Genomic DNA, 24,228 nt, shown 5'->3' with positions numbered 1-24,228 from the left:
TTAAGTAACTAAAAAATAACTACATAATGCTTGCGAATGGAATACAAGTATAATCTGGCTAAATTACAGTACGATAAAGAAAAAGTAGAAGAACTGATTACGCAGCAAAGTCGCCGTGTAGGACAAGTTTTTCCAAAAAAATTAGAACAGGAATTTTGGTCTAAAAATTTAGAACGCGCGCGTAAACATATTGAAAAATACCTCTGGGGTGGTGTTTTAAGCTATTTTGTTTTTATGGTGGTCATGATTCCAAGTGACTACTGGATTATCGACCAGCAATATTTCGTCCATGATTTCATGCAAACCATGTTCGCACTGGTGAATGGCGGTTTATGTTTGCTGGCTTTATTCTTCTTTGCTTATTTCCCTAAACTGCGTCCATATTTTGCCCATGCTGCGATGGTACTCAAGTTTTGGGCCATTGTTTCCATGTCATGGTTGACCATGACGGTTGAAACGGTTGAGCTACAGCATCAAGCCATGGCTATATTATGTATTATTTATATTCTTAGCTATATTCTTACTGGGGTAAAACCATTTCACATGTTGGTGACAGGCGTCTTGGCAGCAATGTTCACAATTGTGCTATTTTTAGGGCTGCATGTTGATTTTGATGCGATGGTACTGGGTCGTATTCTCACTGGAAGCTGTGTACTGGGTTATGTCATTAGTCATATGATTTTTGCACGTGAGCGGATGATTTATTTGTATTCGATGCGGGCCAGAATTAGTGAAAAAATTCACCGTATTCACAATTCAGAATTACTGCATTTGAGTCAGCACGATGAACTGACTAAAATTTCAAATCGCCGTACTTTCGATGAAATGATGGACGTTTTTTATCAGCAAACTCGTCTAGACCACACCTCTTTATCCATTTTGTTTATAGATGTAGATTTCTTTAAAAACTATAACGATTTTTATGGTCATCAAAAAGGTGATGATGTCATTTTTTCCATTGCTAAATCTATTAAAGGCGCCATTCGGCATATGGATTTTGTTGCGCGTTATGGTGGCGAAGAATTTGTGGTGTTATTGCCTGAAACAGATGCACATGGTGCATATGCGGTTGCATCAAATATTTTTAAGGCGATAGAGCGTCTGGAAATTCCACATGCTAAATCGTCTGTGTCGAGCTATGTCACGATTAGTTTGGGGATTACGGTCTATCGTGGAGAAAATGAACTCAGCAAAGAAGAGTTGCTCAAGATTGCCGATCAAGCTTTATATCGCGCTAAACAACTTGGGCGAAACCAGATTTATTATCAATCTATTCGTGCGTCAAATATTGCTTAAAGACTCAAAATTCAGCCATAAAAAAACCGCCATTTAGGCGGTTTTTTGACATCAAACAAACTTATTTGTTTTTGTCTTTTAATTGCGGCACTGCAGAACCTGTACCTACAGCAAGTAGACCTGCGTTGGTATAGATGCCAAGTTTCGCACGTGTATCTGTAATATCTAGGTTACGCATGGTTAACTGACCAATACGGTCCATAGGCGTAAACATAGAATCACCTTTCTCCATCGTCAAACGCTCAGCTTCATAAGTGAGGTTTTCAGATTCAGTGTTCATGATGGTGAAGTCATTACCACGACGAAGTTCTAAAGTTACTGTACCAGTAATTGCTTTAGCAACCCAACGTTGAGCAGTTTCACGAAGCATTAACGCTTGAGAATCGAACCAGCGACCTTGGTACAATAAACGACCTAAACGCAAACCGTTGATACGGTATTGTTCAATGGTGTCTTCGTTATGAATACCGGTTACAAGGCGTTCGTAAGTGATATGAAGAAGAGCCATACCCGGTGCTTCATAGATACCACGAGATTTCGCTTCGATGATACGGTTTTCGATTTGATCCGACATACCTAGACCATGACGACCACCGATACGGTTTGCTTCAAGAATCAATTCAACCGGATTGTCAAAACGTTGGCCGTTCAATGCAACTGGCGTACCTTCTTCGAAAGTCACAGATACAAGTTCAGGTTTAACCTCAACTTCTTCTTTCCAGAATGCAACGCCCATGATTGGGTCTACGATTTTGATACCCGCATCAAGATACTCAAGATCTTTCGCTTCGTGAGTCGCACCCAACATGTTTGAGTCAGTTGAGTATGCTTTCTCTTTTGACATTTTATAGTCAAAACCGTTGTCGATTAAGAATTGCGACATTTCGGCACGACCACCTAATTCATCAATAAACGTTTGGTCTAACCAAGGTTTATAGATTTTAAGGTTCGGATTGGTCAGCAAACCATAACGGTAGAAACGTTCAATGTCGTTACCTTTATAAGTTGAACCGTCACCCCAGATGTTTACGTCGTCTTCTTTCATTGCGGTAACAAGCATGGTACCTGTTACTGCACGACCCAATGGAGTCGTATTGAAATAAGGAACACCACCAGTGCTGATATGGAATGCGCCACATTGAATTGCAGCAATACCTTCAAGTGCAAGCTGTAAGCGGCAGTCAACCAAACGCGCTTTTACTGCGCCATACGCTTCAGCTTTCTTAGGAATTGCATCGTAGTCGTCTTCATCAGGTTGACCTAAATTTGCTGTATAAGCATAAGGTTCTGCGCCTTTTTGTTTCATCCACAAAAGGGCAGCTGAAGTATCTAGACCACCAGAGAAGGCAATACCTACTTTTTTGCCTACGGGTACATTCTGCAAGATTGTTGCATTATCAGTCATTGCTAGTCCTAACTATTTTGAAATAGGCACCACGTATATTGGTGGCCAAGGAGAATTTTGAATGAAGATATTGTAACACCTTTCAAAGCGCAAGTTTTTGCAAAAAAAAAGCAAAATTCAAAAAATCGCTAAAATTTTATTCAATTCATTTAAAAAATAAATAAAGATAAATCAGCTTGAAAAGCTGAATATCGCTGAATATCGCTGAATTTATCGCGAGCATAAGACCAAAGTTATAGGTAAATAAATCAATTTTATTAAACCTATGAATTTAAATTAAATTTGTAAATTGAAAAAAATCAAAATACCTTAAAAATGAGAATAAATTAATCAAAAATTCACTAAATTGGTCATACCAATATTGTTTATTAAATTAACTATTGATCTTTATTTCGACATTAATTAGCATAATTGGTTATGAGAGATCTTTATTGGTTTGGATTTAACTAAATTGGTCATACCAAAATAGTTTATAGGCATGATCAAAATTCATTATTAAGTCGCTTAAGCATTTCAAGGAGATGAAAATGCTTCAACAATGGCAACAAATTTATGATCCTATGGGCAATATCTGGATCTCAAGCGCGATTGCACTGATTCCCATTGTATTTTTCTTCCTCGCACTGGCGGTGTTTCGGATGAAGGGCAGTGTGGCGGGAACCATTACCGTCGCTCTCGCATTCTTAGTTTCATTATTTTTATATGATATGCCATTGTCGATGGCGCTTTCATCGATGGTTTACGGTTTCTTTTATGGGCTTTGGCCGATTGCTTGGATCATTATTGGCGCAGTTTTCCTCTACAAAGTTTCAGTAAAAACGGGTCAGTTTGACATCATCCGTTCTTCAATTTTATCGATTACTGAAGACCAGCGCTTACAAATGCTGTTGGTCGGTTTTGCATTCGGTACCTTTTTGGAAGGTGCAGCAGGTTTTGGTGCACCCGTCGCAATTACCGCGGCATTATTGGTGGGGCTTGGCTTTAAACCTTTATATGCAGCGGGGTTATGTTTGATTGTAAATACTGCACCTGTGGCATTTGGTGCAATGGGGATTCCAATCATTGTTGCAGGTCAGGTTTCAGGTGTAGATACCTTAGAAATTAGCCAAATGGTCGGTCGGCAATTGCCCATTATGGTACCAATCGTGTTGATCTGGATCATGGCGATTATGGATGGCTGGCGCGGTGTCAAAGAAACCTGGCCTGCGATTTTAGTCGGTGGTGGTTCTTTTGCGCTGGCTCAATATTTAACATCGAATTTTGTCGGTCCTGAATTACCTGATATTACTGCTGCGATTGCATCATTAGTGAGTTTGACTGTATTGCTGAAATTTTGGCAGCCAAAACACATTTTCCGTTTTGAAAATGAAGATCAGGCTAATTTAAACACTAATTTAAATATAGACCTCAGCAATCAACCGAAATATTCCTTGGGTCAAATTGCCAAAGCATGGTCTCCATTTGCAGTCTTAACTGCGATGGTCACGGTCTGGAGTATTAAACCGTTTAAAGATTTATTTGCTAAAGACGGTGCGCTCAGTGATTTGGTGATTTCGATTAAAGTGCCTTATTTGCACCAATTGATTCAAAAATTACCGCCTGTGGTGCCTGAAGCGAAAGATTACGATGCGATCTATAAATTTGATTGGCTCTCTGCGACAGGGACGGCAATCATGATTGCTGCAGTCATTACCATCATTTATTTAAAAATGAAGCCGAAAGAAGCAGTGGTGACTTTCGCTGAAACTGTCAATGAGTTGAAAACCCCGATTTATTCGATTGGTATGGTGTTGGCTTTTGCATTTATTGCCAACTATTCAGGTTTATCTGCGACTTTGGCATTGGCACTGGCACATACCGGTCAGGCCTTTACTTTCTTCTCACCATTTTTGGGTTGGGTCGGGGTATTCCTCACAGGTTCAGATACTTCTGCAAATGCATTGTTCTCAGCTTTGCAAGCAACCACGGCTCAGCAAATTGGGGTGCCGGAAGTTTTACTGGTGGCAGCCAATACCAGTGGTGGGGTCACAGGTAAAATGATTTCTCCACAATCCATCGCCATTGCATGTGCGGCTGTGGGTCTTGTGGGCAAAGAATCAGATTTATTCCGTTTTACGGTAAAACATAGTATTAGCTTTACAGTCATGATTGGTATTATCGTGACATTACAAGCTTATGTATTCCCGTGGATGATTCCGTAACTACGGACAAGGAAAATAAATGAAAGTCTCCGACCAAGTTGTGCAACGCTTACGCTTATTGATCGAACAAAGCAATATGCAAGTCGGAGAACGTTTGCCTGCAGAACGTAAACTCTGTGAGCAATTGGGTGTGTCACGCAGTTCACTGCGTGAAGCAATTCAGCAATTGAGCAGTATCGGCATTTTGTTGAGTAAAGCCGGTGCGGGAACCTATTTACAGCAGCTTCCCGCCACGTGGTCACAGCACCAAATTGTAGAACCCTTATCGAGTTTGATGACCCAAGACCCTGAGTATCGTTTTGATGTGCAAGAAGCGCGCATGGTTCTTGAGGGTGGAACGGCCTGGTATGCGGCACAGCGTGCCACGCCAGCAGATTTAGAAAATATTCGTCAATGCTATGAACAGATTAATCATTTTCAGTCGCTCGGTGATGATGCTCAAGCGGCTATTGCGGATGCTAAATTTCATCTGGCAATCGCAGAAGCTTCACACAATTTGGTGTTGATTCAAATGATGCGTGGTCTGTTCGATTTATTGCAATACAACGTGATGCTCGGTCGACGCAAAGTCTATACCGCACCACGCCATTTTGAACAGTTGCATGATCAGCACTTACAAGTGATGAATGCAATTGTACGTCAAGACCCGGAAGCTGCACGAAAGGCAGTCTGTGGGCATATTGAATTTGTAGTTCAACAAGTACGTTTGATTGATGAAGAAGAAGCTCGTCGTCAGCGTGCGAGTCGATTAAATAGGATCTAAGTTATGATTATTTCTTCTGCAAATGACTATCGCGAAGCTGCGAAACGTCGTTTACCGCCATTCTTATTTCACTACATCGATGGTGGGGCATATGCGGAATATACCTTAAAACGTAATATAGAAGATTTATCAAAAATTGCTTTACGTCAGCGTGTTTTAAACGACATGTCAGAACTAAGCCTAGAAACCAAATTATTCAATGAAACCTTGTCGATGCCTGTGGCTTTATCGCCAGTAGGATTGACCGGGATGTATGCACGTCGTGGCGAAGTTCAAGCCGCAGTAGCAGCAGATCAAAAAGGCATTCCTTTTACCTTGTCGACTGTTTCGGTCTGTCCGATTGAAGAAGTAGCACCTGCCATCCAGCGTCCAATGTGGTTTCAGCTTTATGTGTTACGTGACCGTGGCTTTATGAAAAATGCCTTGGAACGTGCCAAAGCTGCAGGTTGTTCAACCCTTGTATTTACCGTAGATATGCCAGTACCCGGTGCGCGTTACCGTGATGCCCATTCAGGCATGAGTGGTCCAAATGCTGCAATGCGCCGTTATATGCAATCGTGCTTACATCCGCAATGGGCTTGGGATGTCGGTTTGCATGGTCGTCCACATGACTTGGGTAATATTTCAAAATACTTGGGCAAACCGACTGGGCTTGAAGATTATATTGGCTGGTTGGGCGATAATTTCGATCCGTCTATTTCATGGAAAGATTTGGAGTGGATTCGTGAATTCTGGGATGGTCCGATGGTCATCAAGGGTATTCTAGATCCTGAAGATGCCAAAGATGCAGTACGTTTTGGTGCCGATGGTATTGTGGTGTCGAATCATGGGGGGCGTCAGTTGGATGGTGTTTTATCTTCTGCACGTGCGCTTCCGCCAATTGCGGACGCAGTTAAAGGCGACATTAAAATTCTGGCTGATTCAGGCATCCGTAACGGTTTAGATGTGGTTCGTATGCTGGCGATGGGTGCGGATACCTGCATGTTGGGTCGTGCCTTTGTTTATGCTCTAGGTGCAGCAGGCGGTGCGGGTGTTTCGAATCTGCTTGATCTGATTGATAAAGAAATGCGTGTTGCCATGACGCTAACAGGTGCAAAAACAATTACAGATATTACTTCAGATTGTTTGGTGAAGCTGGATAGAGAATTGGCTTGAGTAAAGTCAGTGAATTGGTAATCTGCATTACCTAAGATATTTCTCCAAGTTGAATATTGTCGAGTAGGGAATGTCTTACTTTTGAAGGATCAAAAGTAACAAAAATCCTTTATTGGACTGATGGTATGTCCATATACCACAGTCCAACGGGCGGCATCCATGCCGCTACCATGATAGTAAATATCTGCTTTGATTATTTTATTTCGACACGATATTTTTTATTCCAATTAATAATTAAGTTGCTCTAAAACTTAAACTAAAGGATAGAGTTTTATATGCAAACTCAATTTAATTCAGAAAAAACCATTCAAAATCTCATTGCCATTGTAAGCAAGCAGCACGTACTGACCGATGACAATGATACCCGTTTATACCGTCAGGGTCGTCGCTATGGTTCAGGTCAAGTGCTTGCCGTTGTTGTCCCGGGTTCTTTAGTTGAACAATGGCAGGTATTACAAATTGCGGTTCAGGCAGATTGTATTGTGATTATGCAGGCTGCCAATACCGGACTCACTGGTGGATCGACCCCTTTTGGCGATAATTATGATCGACCAGTCATTCTAATGAGTACGCGTCGTTTAGCGGGTATTCAAGTTATTAATAAAGGTAAACAAGTCATTTGTTTACCTGGTGCAAGCTTGGACAAACTTGAAAAGGAACTTGCTCCTTTTAATCGTGAACCGCATTCAGTCATTGGTTCTTCCTGTATTGGAGCCTCAGTTTTAGGCGGGGTTTGCAATAATTCGGGTGGAGCTTTGGTTCGTCGTGGACCTGCTTATACCGAACTGGCACTGTATGCGTGGGTAAATGAAGCGGGGCAACTCGAACTGGTCAATCATTTAGGCGTAAATTTAGGCTCAACACCCGAAGAAATTTTATCAAAGCTGGAACATCAGCAATACCAAATTGATGATATTCAGCATGATTCTAGTTGTTGTGCTTCAGATCAGCATTATGCCCATGATGTGACTCAGGTCGATGAAAACACCCCAGCACGATTTAATGCCGATCCATCGCGTTTGTTTGAAGCGTCCGGTTCGGCAGGTAAAATCTGTGTCTTTGCGGTACGTCTGGATACTTTTGAAAAAATACCCAGTCAGGTGTTTTATGTCGGCACTAATAGCCAAGATGATTTGACCGCGATTCGCCGTTTTCTACTTACTGATTTAGCGCGCTTGCCGATCGCCGGCGAGTATATTGACCGTGTCGCTTATGACATTGGGGCTGAATACGGCAAAGATACTTTCATGTTCATTGAAAAGTTCGGGACTGCCAGAGTGCCGGCTGCTTTTGCCATGAAAGATAAAGTGGATGGCTACTTGGAAAAAGTAGGCATGAAAGGGCTGTCAGATAAAGTTCTGCAACTGGTGAGCAAATTTTTACCTTCGCATTTGCCGAAACGTATGAATGAATTTCGTGATTTGTATGAACATCATCTGGTGCTGCGTATCGAAAATCAGGATGTGGAACAAGTTCAGCAATTTTTAAAACAATATTTTTCATCTCTCAGCACTGGAAATTATTTCCTCTGTGATGAAGATGAAGGACGTAAAGCCTTTTTACACCGTTTTGCGGTGGCTGGTGCCGCGATCCGTTATCGTGATACGCATCGCAGTGAAGTGGAAGATATTGTGGCGCTGGATATTGCCTTACGTCGTAATGACCGTGAATGGGTCGAAACTTTGCCCAAGGAAATAAATGAGCTGATTATTCATAAACTTTATTACGGTCATTTTTTATGTCATGTGTTCCATCAGGATTATATTGTGAAAAAAGGGGTGGACCCAATCGCAATGGAACATCAAATGTGGCATTTATTAGATCAACGCGGGGCAGAATACCCAGCAGAACATAATGTCGGACATTTATATGTGGCCAAACCTGCTTTAAAACTTCATTATCAAAAACTCGATCCGACCAACAGTTTTAATGTCGGCATTGGTCATACCTCTAAATTAAAACATTGGAATTGATGCTTAAGATCAAAATATTTTTTAAAAAGGTGTAGTTTTAAACTGCACCTTTTTTTGCTGAATTGACTGTTTCGTCAGACAATGTTGAAAAGATGTCATAAACAAAATGCTAAAAATAGGTAAAGTAGGATGCAACAAGTTGCAAAGCCAATAAATTAAGGATTCATCATGACAACAAGCTATGCAAATATTTTAAAACCACTACATTTAGGATTTACGACTATTAAAAACCGTGTCGTGATGGGTTCTATGCATACAGGTCTGGAAGACCGTTTTTATAACTATCCAAAACTTGCGGCATATTTTGGGGAACGTGCAAAAGGTGGTGTGGGGCTGATTATCACCGGGGGGATTTCGCCGAACCGTCAAGGCTGGTTACTGCCAGCTGGCGGTACCATGAACAACCTGGGTGATGTGGCACCGCATCGCTTAGTGACCCATGCTGTGCATAAACATGGCGCAAAAATTTTGATGCAAATTTTGCATTCGGGTCGTTATGGTTACCAACCTTTTGTGGTTTCTGCAAGTCCAATTAAATCGCCTATTTCACCTTTTAAACCGCGTCAAATGAGTGAAAAGCAGATTCTGGATACCATTGAGGATTTTGCCCATACCGCCAGTATTGCTAAAAAAGCCGGCTATGACGGTGTGGAAGTGATGGGTTCAGAAGGCTATTTGCTGAATCAGTTTTTAAGCCGTCATGTCAATCAGCGCGATGACCGTTGGGGTGGCGATATTGAAAATCGCATGCGTTTTGCTGTGGAAATTGTTAAAGCGATTCGTGAAAAAGTCGGTGAAAAATTTATTATCTGTTTCCGCTTGTCGATGCTCGATCTTGTTCATGATGGTAATACCATGGCTGAAGTGATTAGCGTTGCAAAAGCATTGGAACAAGCTGGGGTAACATTGCTGAATACCGGTATAGGCTGGCATGAAGCACGTATTCCGACCATTGTGACTTCTGTACCGCGTGCTGCATTTGCAGACTACACCGCAGAAGTGAAAAAGCATGTCGCTATTCCTGTGATTGCATCCAACCGTATTAACATGCCTGAAACAGCTGAGGCCATTTTAGCGGCTGGAAAGGCAGATATGGTGCAAATGGCACGACCACTGTTGGCAGATGCTTTCTGGGTCAATAAAACAGCAACCAATCGGGTTGATGAAATTAATACCTGTATTGCCTGCAACCAAGCCTGTTTGGATCATACTTTTAAAAATCAACGGGCAACCTGTCTGGTCAATCCACGTGCTGCATATGAAACTGAACTAGTTTACTTAAAAACCAAAGCACCTAAAAAAATCGCTGTTATCGGTGGTGGCGTGGCAGGCATGTCGGCTGCAACAGTGGCTGCCAGTCGTGGTCATAAGGTCACTTTATTTGAAGCTGCAACTGAGGTCGGTGGGCAATTCAATTTAGCCAAAGTCGTTCCGGGGAAAGAAGAATTTCACGAAACCATCCGTTATTTTAAAGTTCAGATTGAAAAAACCGGGCTAGAGCTTCGATTAAATACCAAAGTGAACCGTGAACAGCTTGAGCGTGAAGGTTTTGATGAAGTTATCGTTGCGACAGGGGTTGTGCCTCGCAGTTTAAAAATTGAAGGTAGTAACGCACCCCAAGTTTTGTCTTATGCAGAAGTATTACGTGGGGCATCTGTAGGTCATAAAGTTGCTGTTATTGGTGCAGGTGGTATTGGTTTTGATGTCTCTGAATTTTTATTGAGACCTGAACATCAGCCACAACCGCAACCGTTGGCAGACTGGCAACGCGAGTGGGGCATTGACCCAAATCCGAATTATATCTCTGAAGGTGGTTTGCAAGCTGCTGAGGTGGATCAACCTGTGCGTGAGATCTATTTGTTGCAACGTAAAACCACACCGTTGGGTGTTGGCTTGGGCAAGACCACTGGTTGGGTACATCGTGCCCAATTGAAAAAGCATGCTGTGAAGATGCTACGTGGTGTGCAATATAAATCCATTACCAATGAAGGCTTATGGATTGAAACCAATGGTTATGACCAACTTTTACGTGTAGATACCGTTGTCGTTTGTGCAGGACAAGAATCAGTAAAAGACATTATGCCAACCGAAGATGAATTTACCTTGGCAAATTACCATATTATTGGTGGTGCAAAACTGGCAGCAGAGCTTGATGCGAAGCGCGCGATTCGTGAAGGTGCTGAATTAGCAGCCAGATTATGATTTTTTGAGTTGATTTGGTGAAACAATATTCATTTGAATAGTTTAGTTGTAATTTTTACTTGTCAGTTTTTAAAAAGATCCGTATTATGGCGCACATGGAAGCGTGGCAGAGCGGTTTAATGCACCGGTCTTGAAAACCGACGAGGGTGTGAGTCCTCCGTGAGTTCGAATCTCACCGCTTCCGCCAAATTTAAGACAAAGCCCTGATCATTGATCAGGGCTTTGTTGTTTCTGGCTTATGCAACGTAATTTAATAGTAAGCAAAAGGGAGAATATTTTATTTCCCACTTTTTTTCTATCTTAAAGATAAGGTAGTTGAATATTTGATGCTACTTTAAATTTTTCTTCAAGCTCTTCATTTTAATGGTTTCGACTTTAGCTAAATGCTTTTCAAAGTCTTTTAATACCTTAGCCATTTTAACGTATCATTTCCAATTTCACCAAAACTAAAGCAATTCTTTCTATATGTTGATAAGCCGGTTGCTCTAATTCTTCGCCAAAAACATCGGGGTCAATTTCTTCATAAGACCAGTTTATATTTGAATAAGGTGTAAGCAACTTTTTTAAGTGTTCTAAAAATGGATTGTTACTTGGTCTTATTGCAACACCAGTATATAAAAATAAACACCCTCCGGGATTAAGACGTTGCATACCTTCTTTTACAATATTGAATGATAATTCGTTTCCATCCAGTTTATTGCCTCCATGACGATATTGACGTTGATCTGCATCTATTAAATAAGGTGGATTGGCAAAAATAAGGTCAAACTGTCCTTCAAGATTCGTAAATAAATTGCTGTAGACCGGAAAGATATTATTTAAACCTGCAAAACTCGCATTGATTTGACTATACAACAACGCTTTCGGATTAAGATCCGCCACCATCATTTCATTAAAGTCTGGATAATGTTTTGCCATACTAATCGCGGCAGCAGAAGTGCCGCAGCATAATTCCAGACCTCGTTTGAATGACTGAGGTTTAGCTGCCAAATATTGGTTTAAATGATAAACAAAGCGATAGGTATCCGGTCCGAAAAAAACCGCATCATGTTGAACGGTGGGAAAACTGGAATGAATAAATAATTCATCATCTAGGGAGGCTACTCGTACATGACTGAACCACTGACCATCTTGGAAACGGATAAGTTGATTTTCTTTTAAAATTGCAAAAAGGATGGCTTCCAGATCAGTTTCTGCGAATGCTAAATTCCAACCGAATATATCCCGGAGTGTAATATCTTTACTTTTTGTGTTCTTGTTTCGGTCCAGAATCCGTTGATGGGAAAGTGGGGTTATGACCGTAAACTGATAGTCTTGTTGTTTTAAAAAATCTAATAAAAAAAGCAAAGCCTGCTGTTGAGTAGTCTGAACATCTAAAATCTGGTTCATAGGGATTTTCTCTTCTGATTATTAAAAAATTAAGGTTTATAGATGTTATTTAACCCATTGTAATGGAATAACCAGACTCGCCATTACCGATTAGAGCGACTTTGTATCTGATGATTTAATAAAAATAGATAAGAGGATATTCCTCTAAAAAGCGGTTTTTTTGAGTAAAGATGTGATGCTTATTGGTTTAATTTGTATTTTTTGTATACATGAATGCAAGGAGATATAACGCTGATTTCAGTATGAATAAACTATTCATTTTATTTTTTGATATTCACTTTCTGAATCTATGTTGAGATGACTATTTTGCAATAATCATCTCAAGTCGAGATTTATCAATATACAGCGTTAATTCTTTGCCTGCGGTAAATCAAACCAGATAAATTGACTGTCTTCTAAGGCTTTAATTTCATTATTTTCTGTAAAAAGTAATGCATCGCCAGCTTTTACAATTTGATCTTCAATCTGGATTGCCCCTGAAATGACATGCACATAATTGACGTGCTGAGTCGCTTCAACAGGAAGCAGATGATCTTTTTCCAGGACTGCAGTTTTTACTTCGGCTTGTTGGCGAATATGCATAGGCGCATTGTCATTTGGTCCAGCAATTAAGTGCCACTGATTCGGCTGGTCATGAGGATTACACTGAATTTGTTGATAATTGGGTTCTGCATTTTGCACATCAGGGTGAATCCAGATTTGCAACATATGAACAGGGATATCGCCATTGTTCATTTCACTATGTTGAACCCCTGTACCTGCGCTCATGAGTTGCCATTCGCCTGCACTAATATGACGTTCATTACCCATGCTATCTTTATGTGAAATCGTGCCATCAAGTACACAGGTTAAGATTTCCATATTTTCATGTGGATGTGTACCAAAACCATTATGCGCAGCGATGGTGTCATCATTAATGACCCGAAGCACACTGACTCCCATATATTTGGGGTTATACCAGCTACCAAAAGAAAAACTATGTTTGGTGTCTAACCAGCCGGCTTTAACATGACCTCGATTTTCAGCATGATGTAAAAAAGCATTCATCTTTGATGCTCCTTATTATTTAAAATTAGAATTATAATACCGTGCTATAAAAGTGATAAAAATAGGATAAAAGCAACATATCATTCTATTTATGCAACAGTGACTTTCTTATTGTTAATATTCTTAAATGAAGAATAGGTCACATTATGGGTAATTTGAAAATAAATGGCATTTTATTTTTTGTAAAAAAAAAGCCCACATAAATGCAGGCTCTTTAATCATCAATATTTTGATTATTCTAGGAATTTAACGGTTACGCCAGATTTCACTTTTTTACCCAAGTCGTTCGCATCCCAGTTGGTCAAACGGATACAACCATGCGATGCAGTTTTAGAAATGGCAGATGGGTTTGGCGTACCGTGAATACCAAATGATTTTTTACTTAAACCAATCCAGATGTTTCCGACCGGAGCATTTGGACCGGGTGGTAAAGAAAGCGGTTTCGTATTATTACCTTGAACAAAGTTACTTGGTGAATAGCTATACCAAGGGTTTCGGGCTACGCCAGTCACTTTATAAGTTCCTGTTGGAGATGGAGTGTCCGAGCTACCAATGGTGGCAGGGAACGATCCAATCATCTGGTTGCGACTGTTAAACAAGTACAGTTGTTTTGCACCTTTATGCGCAACGATCAGATGAATATCTTCAGGAACTTCATTGCGGATATTTGCCACAATGATTTTTTCACCAGCTTTTTTGAAGGTTATCTTAGGATTTAACTTTTTCAAAAAGTCTTCATCCATATGGAACTTTTCACCTAGCATTTCGGTCACACGGGTGTAATACAAGCCTTTCATTTTCGCTTGCAAGGCATAATCGTGTGGAATAGATGCGGCATAAGGACCTTTTAAGTCAGCATCGGTAATGGTGTATTCAACAAATGCAGGCTTAGAACCTTGTTTAGCGACTAAAGCATCCCAGGTTTCTTGGGTTAAAATACCAGTCGGTTTAATGCCGTTAATTTGCTGGAAGGATGCAATCGCTTTCAGGGTATTTTTACCACTTGAACCGTCAATCGCACCCGGTGAAGCATGGGCATTATTTAACATGACATGGGCACGAGCATAAACCGGGAACTGGCCTTTACCAATATTTTCATACCATTCAGCTTGGTTCAGACCATCCAATGTCCATGATGCTTTGACTGCAGCAGCACTGGTAGTGGTCGTCGTAGTTGGTGTTGTTGTGGTTGGTGCAACACCGATTGCAGCAGTATCATCTTCAGTTTGTTTAAGATCTTCTAAGGTTTTCGAAGCCTTATTCAAGTCTCGCTGTTCTTGTTGTGTAATATGAGTTTCAGTGCTTTGAGCGCTTGATGCTGGCTCGGTTGCAAGTGGATCAATCGGATCCTGAACCGCAGTATCAGCAATCTTTTTGGGATTTAAGGGTTGTTCAGCAGTAGATGCGGCAAACGCTGTACCCGCAAAAATGCAACTTAAACTCATAGCGAGTAATGTGCGAACGAACATGTAAGTCAACCTTAAGAATTATTCATTAACAATTTGATAAAACTACACAAGTATTGCAGAAAAAATGAGGAGATGCAGTATTTGTTTTGTGTATAAATTATTTTACATTTCCCGTGATTGCTTTTTAGATGCGAGAGAAGTTACTAAATTTTCGGGCTTTTTGTTATGATGGTTCGAAGATTAAAAATGAGATGGGAAAGTAAATGACGACTCTAAAAAACGATCGTTTTCTACGTGCCTTATTGCGTGAGCCAGTAGATACCACACCAGTTTGGATGATGCGTCAAGCAGGACGTTATTTGCCTGAATATCGCGAAACACGTGCCAAAGCGGGTGATTTCCTTTCCTTGTGCAAAAATAATGATTTTGCATGTGAAGTCACTTTGCAACCTTTGCGTCGTTATGATTTGGATGCAGCCATTCTATTTTCAGATATTTTAACTGTGCCGGATGCTTTGGGGCTAGGTCTGTATTTTGAAGCGGGTGAAGGTCCGAAGTTCCATAAAACCATTCGTACCGAACAAGATGTGGCGAATTTACCCAACTTCAATGCCAAATCTGATCTAGATTATGTGATGAATGCTGTAACCACTATTCGTTCAGCATTAGGTGGACAAGTTCCCTTGATTGGTTTTTCGGGCAGTCCTTGGACGCTTGCAACATATATGGTTGAAGGGGGATCAAGTAAGGATTTCCGTTACACCAAAAATATGATGTATGCCCAACCTGAAGTGTTACACGCCTTGCTTGATCGATTGGCTCTTGCCGTGATTGATTATTTAAATGCGCAAATTGATGCCGGTGCACAAGCCATTCAGATTTTTGACAGTTGGGGTGGAGCACTTGCACACCGTGAATATATTGAATTTTCATTGAACTACATGCAGAAAATTGTTGCAGGTTTAAAACGTGAAAATGAAGGTCGTCAAGTACCGGTGATTTTATTTACCAAAGGTGGCGGTCAGTGGATCGAGCCTATGCTGGCAACGGGTGCAGACGCCTTAGGTCTGGATTGGACCACGCCATTAAATGTTGCACGTCAAACTGTCAATGGGCGTGCTGCTTTGCAAGGTAACTTGGATCCAGCCACTTTATATGGCACACCAGCATCCATTGAAAAAGCCACGAAAGCCATGCTTGATGATGCTTATATGGGTGGTGAAAAAACCGGTTATATCGCCAACTTAGGTCATGGTATTACCCAATGGGTCGATCCTGCGAATCCTAAAGTATTTATTGATACCGTGCATGAATATAGCGCCAAATATCTTTAAGTATGTGTGAGTAAACTCATTTTTAGGATTCAACCTTGATCAGTCTTTTTAAATCATGTTTTGAGTTCTCATTTAAGGCAGCTTCGGCTGCCTTATTTGGGATTTTACTCCTGATTGCTTTTGTACTTACAGCATCTATGGGCAGTCAGGAGTTTTACGGTTTTTTTCGTTATGACTACTTGTTGTTTTATGCCTTAATCATTCAAGTTTGCTTGCTGTATTTAAAGCTAGAATCATGGCCAGAAGCTAAAGTCATTGCCTTGTTCCATATTATGGCGATGGTCATGGAAATTTTCCTGACTCACCCGCAAATCGCTTCATGGCAGTATCCACAGCCTGCAGTATTTAGAATATTTACTGTACCTTTGTTTGCAGGATTTATGTATTCAGCAGTAGGCAGTTTTTTTGCTCGCTCATTAAGACTGTATCAGGTGACGTTTGAGAAGCTGCCCAATTTTCCCAATATGATCGCTTTAGCCGTACTTTCTTATATTAATTTTATGAGCAAATTTTTTGTTCCGGATATTCGCTATTTGCTATTTGCATGGAGCGTGATTATTTTTTGGAAAACCAGAATTCGCTTTCAGCTGCAACAGCATCAGATCCAACTCCCCATGTTACCCGTGCTGATGATTTTAGCGTTCATCATTTGGATTGCGGAAAATATCAGTACATTTTACAAAATCTGGTTATACCCAAGTCAGGTTAATGCCTGGCATATGGTGGGGTGGGGCAAGTTGGGTTCTTGGTATTTATTGCTACTTTTGAGCCTGGTTTTAGTGTTAAAAATACTGGGAAATCGTAGTGAGCAAGGGGTTTGGCAGCTAAAAAATAAATAATTTCAGCTGCTTAATTGGTAATCGATATTTTTAGTGTAAATTGTTTTGCGTTATCAGAAAGATGCCGTTATCTTACAGAGGTGTAATAAAACTTACACAATTGGGAATAATTACAAACACTCGGATAATAAATTCTGGAGAATAAGCATGTTGAAAAAATTAGCTTTAGCTGCAGTTGTAGCACTCGGTTCTACAGCAGCATTTGCGGATAGAGATGCAGGTTGTGGTATCGGTTCTCAAGTATGGGCAGGTCAGTCTGGCAAGGTCCCTAAAATTCTTGCTGCAACTACAAATGGTCTTTTTGCTAACCAATTATTTGGTATCACTTTTGGTACTTTAGGTTGTAGCGGCACAGGTACGGTGACTGCACAGGCGGTGACTTTTACCAATGAAAATGCTGAATCTTTAGCACGTGACATGGCGGTAGGTCAGGGTGAAAGCTTAAATGTCCTTGCTGAACTTCTAAACATTCAATCTCAAGATAAAGCACGTTTCTTTGCGGTATCTAAACAAAACTTCTCTGAAATTTATTCAGCAGAAAATCAGGACTCTTTACAAGTTCTGGCATCTTTACAGGCTGTAATGGCGAAAGATGACGTGCTTAAAGCATACGTATAATTGTTAAGCACAAAACCCTGTCTTTGACAGGGTTTTTTCTTGTTGAATAAATGATAAATAAAAGATTTGAATGAAACCAATTGCGTTAGTTTTTGCTTTAATGTCCTCACCTGTTGCCTATTCAGCAACAAGCTCCCAAACTGCTCAACCCTATATAGAACGTGCAGAACAGCAAAAACTAGACCAAGATATCACTTGGCAAAGGCTTATGTATGCCAATGAAAAAGGTCAAAGTGAAGTTCATTATTCAGGCTATTTCCTGGCATCTGAAGGAAAGGCTGATTTAAAGCAAGAGTTACACGCCAATATTCAGGCGCTATTCCAATTCGCAGAACCGAATCAGTCGGTACGTTGCCGCTTTCCTGCACGTAGTCATTGGTTAATGCAGCAACTGAATATCCAAGAACAGCAATTGCCTACAGTAACGTGTCCAGAACTGGAGGATTGGATTGGACAAATTAAACCCTATAAAGCCACGCTCATTTACGCGACCGACTTTATGGGGAATCCAAGTTCGATGTTTGGGCATACCTTGTTGCGCCTAGATCCAAAAGATCAAAAGCAACTCAATTTAGTTTCGTATGCGGTAAATTATGCTGCCACGGTCACCAGTGGCGAAGGTTGGGCTTTTGCTTGGAACGGATTAACCGGGCAGTACCCCGGTGAATATTCCTTAATGCCTTATTACCGTAAGGTGAAAGAATATGGTGACTTGGAAAGCCGTGATTTGTGGGAATATGAACTCAGCTTAAGTCCCGATGAAACCCGATTTTTAGTCGAACATATTTGGGAAATGAAACACGTGAATTTTCCTTATTATTTCGTTAGCGATAACTGTGCTTATCGTTTACTCGGTTTGATTGATCTGGTTCGTCCAACGCTGAATTTAAAACAACAATTTAAAGTTGCGTCAATTCCTGTTGAAACCATTAAAGTCATTGAGCGGCAAGGCTTAGTCAAAGAAACCATCTATCGTCCAGCTTTAGAAACCCAGTTACTATCTCAAGTGAGGCAGCATGGTAAAACTTTAGCCAAGGTGGCACATCAGGTCACTTTTGCTGAAATAAAAGCCATGCCGACGATTTTAGAACAGTATCAGGGACGAGATCACGCCAAAATTTTAGAGATGGCCTATGATGACTTATATCTTCAGTTTATTGGACATAAAGTTGAACCGAGTTTTGCACAGCCACGCTTACGCCAGTTATTGAGTTTGCGTAGTCAAATTGATTTGGAAAAACAGCGCCAAGAACCTGTACGTCCGAAAGTAGACCCAACGCAAGCGCATGATGCACGTCATTTTTCGGTCAATATAGGCGAAGTGCAGGGTGAAAAAATTGTCGAGCTGGGACACCGTCAGGCTTACCATGATCTGATTGATCCGCAAGGGGGCTTCCGAACGGGTACGCAGTTATTGTTTTGGGACGGTTCAATTCAATATCGTGAAGATGAGTTAAAGCTGAATCATTTCGACTTTCTTTCGGTGAATTCCTATAACCCGATTACGCCGTTTAAAACACCACTAAGTTGGGGTTTTAATTTGGGTTGGCAGCAAGAAGCATTAGAGCAGGCTGGGCAATTTAGTGAACACGAACAACATGGCTTAGCCAATTTAAAAGTGCAAATGGGTTACAGCTATGCCGATCAGGTGCGTGAACATTTATGTTATGCGCAACTTCAAAATCATATTCAAGCCGGCAAGGCATTGGAGGATGGTTGGCGTGTCGGAATGGGACCTACCATAGGCTGTCAGAATATTTGGTCAGATAAAATCAATAGCTTAATTCAAGTAGAATTACCGTATTGGCAAGACTCACAGCAATGGCAATTGCGGCTCAATACTCAACTGCAATATGTATTGAATCATCAGAATGCAATTCGTTTCAATTGGCAATATCAACAACAAGACAGCAAAGACTGGATGAAAACCAGTGTGGGATATGTACGATTCTTTTAGAGCAAAATATCTAATAAATGCACGTTTTTTCTCACTATTTATATAAAACAACGATGAGTTCACAAAGTAATTTTTATCATTATTTGTTATATTAATAAACTAATTATCTCCCTCTCTTTAAAGTTCTTGGAATCAATTGTATGAATAATGAATGTATGGCCATGCTGGCTGAGCAATGGGAACATATATGTCAAAATTATTCATCCGATGATTTACTGCATGCCTTTCAATTTATACAAGATCACTCGCTGATTTTGGTTGAAGAATTTTATAAAAAAATGCTGGTTGAGAAAGAATCTGCGGAATTTTTCTCAGATGATTTGATTCAACAACGCTTGCTCGACACACTGAATGCATGGCTACTTGAGAGTTTTAGTGTCGGCATTAATAAACGCTATATCGAAGCTGTGCAAAAACAGCATATGGTTGGACATGTGCATGCACGTGTGGGCATTCCATCGTGGTTAATCATGCGCGGTGTATGTGAGATTGAACGCAAAGTATTTGAACTGATGGCTCAAAAGCCACAACAGGATATGATCACCACTTGCAGTTACATTGTCCAAATCATGGGCTTTTCAACTGAAATCATGTGCCGTTCATACGAAGCCAAAACCGCAGTCAATCAAGAGATTAAACACAGTTATCGACTGTTCTCCGCGATGCAGGATGTAGCGGTACAAAAAGACAAACAACGCAGCTCATTACTTGATTGGGAAAATGAACTGATGTTTAAAGTGTTTTCAGGCAATGCCGGTTTTCATCACCCAATATTGTCTAAATCTGAATTTGGCTTGTGGTTTATTCATAAAGCATCGTACGCATTTACCGGTTCTGATCAGGTGCAATTGATCATTGATCGTATTTATCAGGTCGATCAGCTCAATACTGCCGTGATTCAATGCACGCAAAAAGATGAAATCTTGGGACTGATTCAGCAGGTTCGTGATTTAAACCGTGAAATTCAATTGTTGGTCGATCAATTGTTTCAAGTGTCTGAGTATATTGAATCGGGCAATGATTCATTGACTCAACTGTTAAATCGTCGCTATTTAAATACCATTATTTCACGTGAAATTACATTCTCACGTCAAAATCGAACGCCGCTGTCTTTGCTCGCGATTGATGCGGATTTCTTTAAATCCATTAATGATAAGTTTGGACATGCAGCAGGGGATTTGGCACTGAAGTTTATTGCTGAAGCCTTGCAAAAATACAGCCAAGGCAGTGATTATGCTTTCCGTGTAGGCGGTGAAGAATTCCTATTGTTATTGGTCGACACTGATGTGAAACGTGCCTTGAATATTGCAGAAAGTATTCGTAAATATGTAGAAAATGGCATGATTACGAGCAGTCAGGGACAACAGTTTAGATTTACCGTGAGTATCGGCTGTGTGCTTTATAATGGTCATCCAGATTATCAAAAATTCCTGGATACAGCAGATACAGCACTGTATGCAGCCAAAAATAGCGGTCGAAATCGTGTCTATTTGGCTCAAAATGAGTTGCAGGTTGCTGTTGCTAACACAGCAGAGTCTGTACAACTCTAACAAAAAATTCAATATTGAACTGAGTAGTGTAGTCTGGGATTTTTTTTGCGCTACATATTCGGGATGGGCTTTGACTTCATCCCATTTTTGTTTAATTTTTTTTTGCTGCCACTTTGACAAAATCTATTGTTTGATACAGTAATTCTTTACGACCATGTGTACTATTTAAGTTTTTTTTATCACTAGACACAGAGCCTTCATATTTCCATCACCATTATGATTGGTATAGCGACGTGCAGGGATATAACCCATCTGAAAACTTGCGTGCTATATCTGCACCAACAAAATCGTTCTGTTGTAAATAGCCTAAGAAATCTGATAAATTTTTTTGCTAATAATCTAAGATAGATGGTGAGCGAAGAGAGGATGGTTCGAGTAATGAAATATACTCAGCCTGTGAGCTTGCTACTACTTTAAATTTTTTATTAAAAGCACGAAAGAAAAAAGAAAACCTGTATACACAGGTTTAGGCTTCAACCACGACAAAATATTTTTTAACGGCTTCAATGACTTCAAATTTTCCAGTAAAGCCGGGCGGGATAATGCCAGCTTCACCCGCTTTAATTTCGACAAAATTCTGCGTGTTGGCATCATGCAAGCGGACCAGACCTTCAATCACCTGAAAGAATTCCTGTTTGTTGGCAGCAAATTGAATATTCCATGCACCTACTTCACAGGTCCAGATTCCACAGTTCATATTGGGATGTTCATATAAACTTTGGGTTATGCGTTTAGGGTTGCCTGCAACCAGACGATCGGGACGCGGATAATCAATCGTTGCTTCACTCTGCGTTAAACCGTGACCTGCTAACCAAATAGATGACATGACTGATCCTTAAAGTTAAAAGTTGCATAAATGCAAGAAGTTAAAGCATACATAAAAAAGCCCCGATTGTTCGGGGCTTTTTTAAAGCTGAAAAATCTTAAAGACTTTCAGGTAAAGCAGTCAAGAATTCACGACGTTCATCTTTATTGGTTTTGAAATCACCAACAAAAGAAACCGTACGGGTGGTTGATTCCTGTTTGCCTACACCGCGCATCATCATGCACATATGTGCAGAATCAATCATAACGGCAACACCACGTGCTTTAGTCACTTCAGCCACAGCTTCAGCAATTTGCTGAGTCAGGTTTTCCTGAATTTGCAAACGACGCGCAAACATTTCGGTAATGCGGGCAAATTTAGATAAACCTAAAACATTACCTTCCGGTAAATAAGCAATATGCACACGACCGTAGAAAGGCAATAAATGATGTTCGCATAAAGAATAAAATTCAATATTCTTCACTAAAACCATTTCACGGTTGTCAGAAGGGAAGACCGCACTATTGGTCACTTCTTCTAAAGTTTTGCTATATCCAGACGTTAAATACGAAAAAGCTTTAGCAGCACGCATTGGCGTATCTTTTAGACCAGGACGATTAAGATCTTCACCAACGGCAGTCAGAATGTTGGCGTAGGATTGCTGCATAGACATAAGACGTGTTCACTTACACTGATATCGAACAAGGACGGCATTGTAGCAGAAAACCGCTACAATGCCCTGTTTTGGGGAAAAATTCCGATTACTGTTTAAATTTAGGGTTCTTTTCCGCACGTTTTAGCAAGACTAAAACCGCACCGGTGCCACCCTGTTTTTCAGGCGCACTGACAAACGCTAAAACATCACGGTGCTGACGAAGCCAGCCATTCACATAGGTTTTTAAAATGGCTTCCGGCCCTTTGCCGTGTACAATTTTAATGACATTCTGATTTTCATCTTTTGCCATTTGAATGATCTGTAACACCGCAGTTCGCGCATCCTCAACCGTACAACCATGCAGGTCAACCGCTTCAAACCAGCGCAGGTTGCCGGCTTTTAAATCTTCAAACACTTTATGCTGTAAAGTGCCAATGCGATAGCTTAATGTAGCTTGACTGGCAACTGGATTCAGCATGGCTTGAGTATCGGAAAGCTCTGCATTATCTGTTTGCATTGGACCGGTTGCTGCTGCACGTTTTGCTAAAGTTTGCGCATCAATTTTTTTCTTCTTGTCCTTTTCAATCTTTGCAATATTGCTGGTGTCCATTTTTTTGACACCTTGCATTGATTTTTGGAACAGATCGAAATCATCTTCCGGTTCTTGCTCAACCTGAGCTTTAGGCTCAGGCTGTTTGGCAATGGCAGTCGAATGCGGATTGGTGATTTGCTTTTTAAAGGCTTTCAGTAAGTCGAACTGACCTTTAGAAAGTGAAGAATCATGTTTACTCATAATCTCAATTATTCATTAAACAGTTTCAGGCTGACCAAATAATGCAGTGAATGCATGATCTGGGCGAGGCTGTTTCATAAAACTTTCACCCACAAGGAAGGCATGAATGTCATGCTCTTGCATCATGTGGACATCATTCGGTGTGGCAATCCCACTTTCAGTCACCAGTAAACGTGAAGGCTCAAGTAATTTTTTCAAACGAATGGATGTATTTAAATCGACATCAAAGCTTTTTAAATTACGGTTATTCACGCCCAACAGGCAACGCTCTGAAAGTCGAAGTGCACGTTCAAGCTCATCTTCATCATGAACTTCAACCAGTACATCTAAATTGTGTTCAAATGCGGTTTTAGACATTTCTTCCAGTTGCTGGTCAGACAGACACGCCACAATTAAAAGAATACAGTCTGCATGTAAGGCACGTGCTTCAATCACGCCATAAGGATCAATCAGGAAATCCTTGCGTAGAGCAGGAAGGGCACAGTGGGAACGTGCAATAGCGATATTTTCATCTGCACCTTGAAAAAAGTCTACATCTGTCAGTACCGATAAACAGGCTGCGCCCGCTTGCTCATATTGCTGTGCAATTTCAGCAGGATTGAAATTTTCACGAATCACGCCTTTTGAAGGGGATGCTTTTTTAATTTCAGCAATCACTCCCGGGCGTTTGCTTAACAGGCTTTGTGCAAAACCACGTACAGGTGTTGCTGCCTGCGCCAGTTCTTCAACATCCTTTAAGCTATGTTGCTTTAAACGTGCAGCAAATTCTACCTGCTTACGGTCAACAATTTTACCTAAAATCGTATTTGCAATATCTAGCATGACAATATTTCCTGT

General features: G+C 40.6%; 19 protein-coding genes and 1 tRNA gene. 12 read left to right on the top strand and 8 right to left on the bottom strand.

The window, feature by feature from the left end:
- Positions 1 to 36 precede the first annotated feature (36 nt).
- A complete protein-coding gene (locus HLH14_RS10780; RefSeq protein ID WP_171533075.1) occupies positions 37 to 1,296 on the top strand; it encodes a GGDEF domain-containing protein in 1,260 nt (419 codons plus the stop codon).
- A 61-nt stretch (positions 1,297 to 1,357) separates the two neighbouring features.
- Here the strand turns inward: HLH14_RS10780 and argG are convergent, their stop codons facing one another.
- A complete protein-coding gene (gene argG, locus HLH14_RS10775; RefSeq protein WP_171533074.1) occupies positions 1,358 to 2,701 on the bottom strand; it encodes an argininosuccinate synthase in 1,344 nt (447 codons plus the stop codon).
- Positions 2,702 to 3,222: 521 nt separating this feature from the next.
- Here argG and lldP point away from each other — a divergent pair.
- The 6 genes from lldP to HLH14_RS10745 all read left to right on the top strand — a co-directional run bounded on the left by lldP (position 3,223) and on the right by HLH14_RS10745 (position 11,182).
- Positions 3,223 to 4,902, top strand: coding sequence for an L-lactate permease (gene lldP, locus HLH14_RS10770; protein WP_171533073.1), 1,680 nt, complete (start codon positions 3,223 to 3,225; stop codon positions 4,900 to 4,902).
- 19 nt (positions 4,903 to 4,921) lie between these two features.
- The gene (gene lldR / locus HLH14_RS10765) at positions 4,922 to 5,665 is read left to right on the top strand and encodes a transcriptional regulator LldR (RefSeq protein ID WP_171533072.1); all 744 of its coding nucleotides are present in this window, start codon (positions 4,922 to 4,924) and stop codon (positions 5,663 to 5,665) included.
- A gap of 3 nt (positions 5,666 to 5,668) precedes the next feature.
- Positions 5,669 to 6,820 (top strand): FMN-dependent L-lactate dehydrogenase LldD, encoded by a 1,152-nt coding sequence (gene lldD / locus HLH14_RS10760; RefSeq protein ID WP_171533071.1) that lies wholly within the window; start codon positions 5,669 to 5,671, stop codon positions 6,818 to 6,820.
- Positions 6,821 to 7,095: 275 nt separating this feature from the next.
- Positions 7,096 to 8,793, top strand: a complete 1,698-nt coding sequence (gene dld / locus HLH14_RS10755) for a D-lactate dehydrogenase (RefSeq protein ID WP_171533070.1) — start codon at positions 7,096 to 7,098, stop codon at positions 8,791 to 8,793.
- A gap of 168 nt (positions 8,794 to 8,961) precedes the next feature.
- Complete coding sequence (locus HLH14_RS10750; protein WP_171533069.1) at positions 8,962 to 10,995, top strand: NADPH-dependent 2,4-dienoyl-CoA reductase; 2,034 nt, start codon at positions 8,962 to 8,964, stop codon at positions 10,993 to 10,995.
- A 97-nt stretch (positions 10,996 to 11,092) separates the two neighbouring features.
- Positions 11,093 to 11,182 (top strand) — tRNA-Ser (locus tag HLH14_RS10745).
- Between the two features lie 230 nt (positions 11,183 to 11,412).
- Here the strand turns inward: HLH14_RS10745 and HLH14_RS10740 are convergent.
- From HLH14_RS10740 to HLH14_RS10730, 3 genes are all read right to left on the bottom strand, one after another.
- A complete protein-coding gene (locus tag HLH14_RS10740; protein ID WP_171533068.1) occupies positions 11,413 to 12,384 on the bottom strand; it encodes a methyltransferase in 972 nt (323 codons plus the stop codon).
- Positions 12,385 to 12,732: 348 nt separating this feature from the next.
- On the bottom strand, positions 12,733 to 13,431 hold the full coding sequence (locus HLH14_RS10735; RefSeq protein WP_171533067.1) for a pirin family protein: 699 nt from the start codon (positions 13,429 to 13,431) through the stop codon (positions 12,733 to 12,735).
- Between the two features lie 233 nt (positions 13,432 to 13,664).
- A complete protein-coding gene (locus HLH14_RS10730) occupies positions 13,665 to 14,900 on the bottom strand; it encodes a L,D-transpeptidase family protein (protein ID WP_171533066.1) in 1,236 nt (411 codons plus the stop codon).
- Between the two features lie 203 nt (positions 14,901 to 15,103).
- Between HLH14_RS10730 and hemE the strand changes: the two genes are divergently transcribed.
- The 5 genes from hemE to HLH14_RS10705 all read left to right on the top strand — a co-directional run bounded on the left by hemE (position 15,104) and on the right by HLH14_RS10705 (position 21,138).
- Complete coding sequence (gene hemE, locus HLH14_RS10725; RefSeq protein WP_171533065.1) at positions 15,104 to 16,174, top strand: uroporphyrinogen decarboxylase; 1,071 nt, start codon at positions 15,104 to 15,106, stop codon at positions 16,172 to 16,174.
- Between the two features lie 38 nt (positions 16,175 to 16,212).
- Positions 16,213 to 17,013, top strand: coding sequence for a DUF817 domain-containing protein (locus HLH14_RS10720; protein ID WP_328703815.1), 801 nt, complete (start codon positions 16,213 to 16,215; stop codon positions 17,011 to 17,013).
- Positions 17,014 to 17,160: 147 nt separating this feature from the next.
- Positions 17,161 to 17,631 (top strand): DUF3015 family protein, encoded by a 471-nt coding sequence (locus tag HLH14_RS10715; protein WP_171533063.1) that lies wholly within the window; start codon positions 17,161 to 17,163, stop codon positions 17,629 to 17,631.
- A 70-nt stretch (positions 17,632 to 17,701) separates the two neighbouring features.
- Complete coding sequence (locus HLH14_RS10710; RefSeq protein ID WP_171533062.1) at positions 17,702 to 19,588, top strand: Lnb N-terminal periplasmic domain-containing protein; 1,887 nt, start codon at positions 17,702 to 17,704, stop codon at positions 19,586 to 19,588.
- 140 nt (positions 19,589 to 19,728) lie between these two features.
- Positions 19,729 to 21,138: a diguanylate cyclase gene (locus HLH14_RS10705; protein ID WP_067724110.1), complete on the top strand. Its 1,410-nt coding sequence runs from the start codon at positions 19,729 to 19,731 to the stop codon at positions 21,136 to 21,138.
- 466 nt (positions 21,139 to 21,604) lie between these two features.
- Here HLH14_RS10705 and HLH14_RS10700 read toward each other — a convergent pair whose 3' ends face one another.
- The 4 genes from HLH14_RS10700 to trpC all read right to left on the bottom strand — a co-directional run bounded on the left by HLH14_RS10700 (position 21,605) and on the right by trpC (position 24,213).
- The gene (locus HLH14_RS10700) at positions 21,605 to 21,964 is read right to left on the bottom strand and encodes a cupin domain-containing protein (protein WP_067724111.1); all 360 of its coding nucleotides are present in this window, start codon (positions 21,962 to 21,964) and stop codon (positions 21,605 to 21,607) included.
- A gap of 97 nt (positions 21,965 to 22,061) precedes the next feature.
- A complete protein-coding gene (gene folE, locus HLH14_RS10695; protein WP_171255180.1) occupies positions 22,062 to 22,610 on the bottom strand; it encodes a GTP cyclohydrolase I FolE in 549 nt (182 codons plus the stop codon).
- Positions 22,611 to 22,704: 94 nt separating this feature from the next.
- On the bottom strand, positions 22,705 to 23,391 hold the full coding sequence (locus HLH14_RS10690) for a Smr/MutS family protein (protein WP_067724113.1): 687 nt from the start codon (positions 23,389 to 23,391) through the stop codon (positions 22,705 to 22,707).
- A gap of 15 nt (positions 23,392 to 23,406) precedes the next feature.
- Positions 23,407 to 24,213: an indole-3-glycerol phosphate synthase TrpC gene (trpC, locus tag HLH14_RS10685; RefSeq protein WP_067724114.1), complete on the bottom strand. Its 807-nt coding sequence runs from the start codon at positions 24,211 to 24,213 to the stop codon at positions 23,407 to 23,409.
- Positions 24,214 to 24,228 lie beyond the last annotated feature (15 nt).

It is taken from the genome of Acinetobacter terrae, assembly GCF_013004375.1.
GTDB lineage: Bacteria > Pseudomonadota > Gammaproteobacteria > Pseudomonadales > Moraxellaceae > Acinetobacter > Acinetobacter terrae.
Note: the sequence above shows the minus strand (reverse complement) of the source record. Positions and strands in the feature narration are given on the sequence as shown.

Coding starts and splice junctions, on each gene's coding strand:
- HLH14_RS10780 (WP_171533075.1), top strand. CDS start 37: ATGGAATACAAGTATAATCTGGCTAAATTACAGTACGATAAAGAAAAA.
- HLH14_RS10715 (WP_171533063.1), top strand. CDS start 17,161: ATGTTGAAAAAATTAGCTTTAGCTGCAGTTGTAGCACTCGGTTCTACA.
- lldD (WP_171533071.1), top strand. CDS start 5,669: ATGATTATTTCTTCTGCAAATGACTATCGCGAAGCTGCGAAACGTCGT.
- HLH14_RS10690 (WP_067724113.1), bottom strand. CDS start 23,391: ATGAGTAAACATGATTCTTCACTTTCTAAAGGTCAGTTCGACTTACTG.
- HLH14_RS10730 (WP_171533066.1), bottom strand. CDS start 14,900: ATGTTCGTTCGCACATTACTCGCTATGAGTTTAAGTTGCATTTTTGCG.
- lldP (WP_171533073.1), top strand. CDS start 3,223: ATGAAAATGCTTCAACAATGGCAACAAATTTATGATCCTATGGGCAAT.
- dld (WP_171533070.1), top strand. CDS start 7,096: ATGCAAACTCAATTTAATTCAGAAAAAACCATTCAAAATCTCATTGCC.
- argG (WP_171533074.1), bottom strand. CDS start 2,701: ATGACTGATAATGCAACAATCTTGCAGAATGTACCCGTAGGCAAAAAA.
- HLH14_RS10705 (WP_067724110.1), top strand. CDS start 19,729: ATGAATAATGAATGTATGGCCATGCTGGCTGAGCAATGGGAACATATA.
- HLH14_RS10710 (WP_171533062.1), top strand. CDS start 17,702: ATGAAACCAATTGCGTTAGTTTTTGCTTTAATGTCCTCACCTGTTGCC.
- HLH14_RS10735 (WP_171533067.1), bottom strand. CDS start 13,431: ATGAATGCTTTTTTACATCATGCTGAAAATCGAGGTCATGTTAAAGCC.
- HLH14_RS10750 (WP_171533069.1), top strand. CDS start 8,962: ATGACAACAAGCTATGCAAATATTTTAAAACCACTACATTTAGGATTT.
- HLH14_RS10700 (WP_067724111.1), bottom strand. CDS start 21,964: ATGTCATCTATTTGGTTAGCAGGTCACGGTTTAACGCAGAGTGAAGCA.
- trpC (WP_067724114.1), bottom strand. CDS start 24,213: ATGCTAGATATTGCAAATACGATTTTAGGTAAAATTGTTGACCGTAAG.
- HLH14_RS10740 (WP_171533068.1), bottom strand. CDS start 12,384: ATGAACCAGATTTTAGATGTTCAGACTACTCAACAGCAGGCTTTGCTT.
- folE (WP_171255180.1), bottom strand. CDS start 22,610: ATGCAGCAATCCTACGCCAACATTCTGACTGCCGTTGGTGAAGATCTT.
- hemE (WP_171533065.1), top strand. CDS start 15,104: ATGACGACTCTAAAAAACGATCGTTTTCTACGTGCCTTATTGCGTGAG.
- lldR (WP_171533072.1), top strand. CDS start 4,922: ATGAAAGTCTCCGACCAAGTTGTGCAACGCTTACGCTTATTGATCGAA.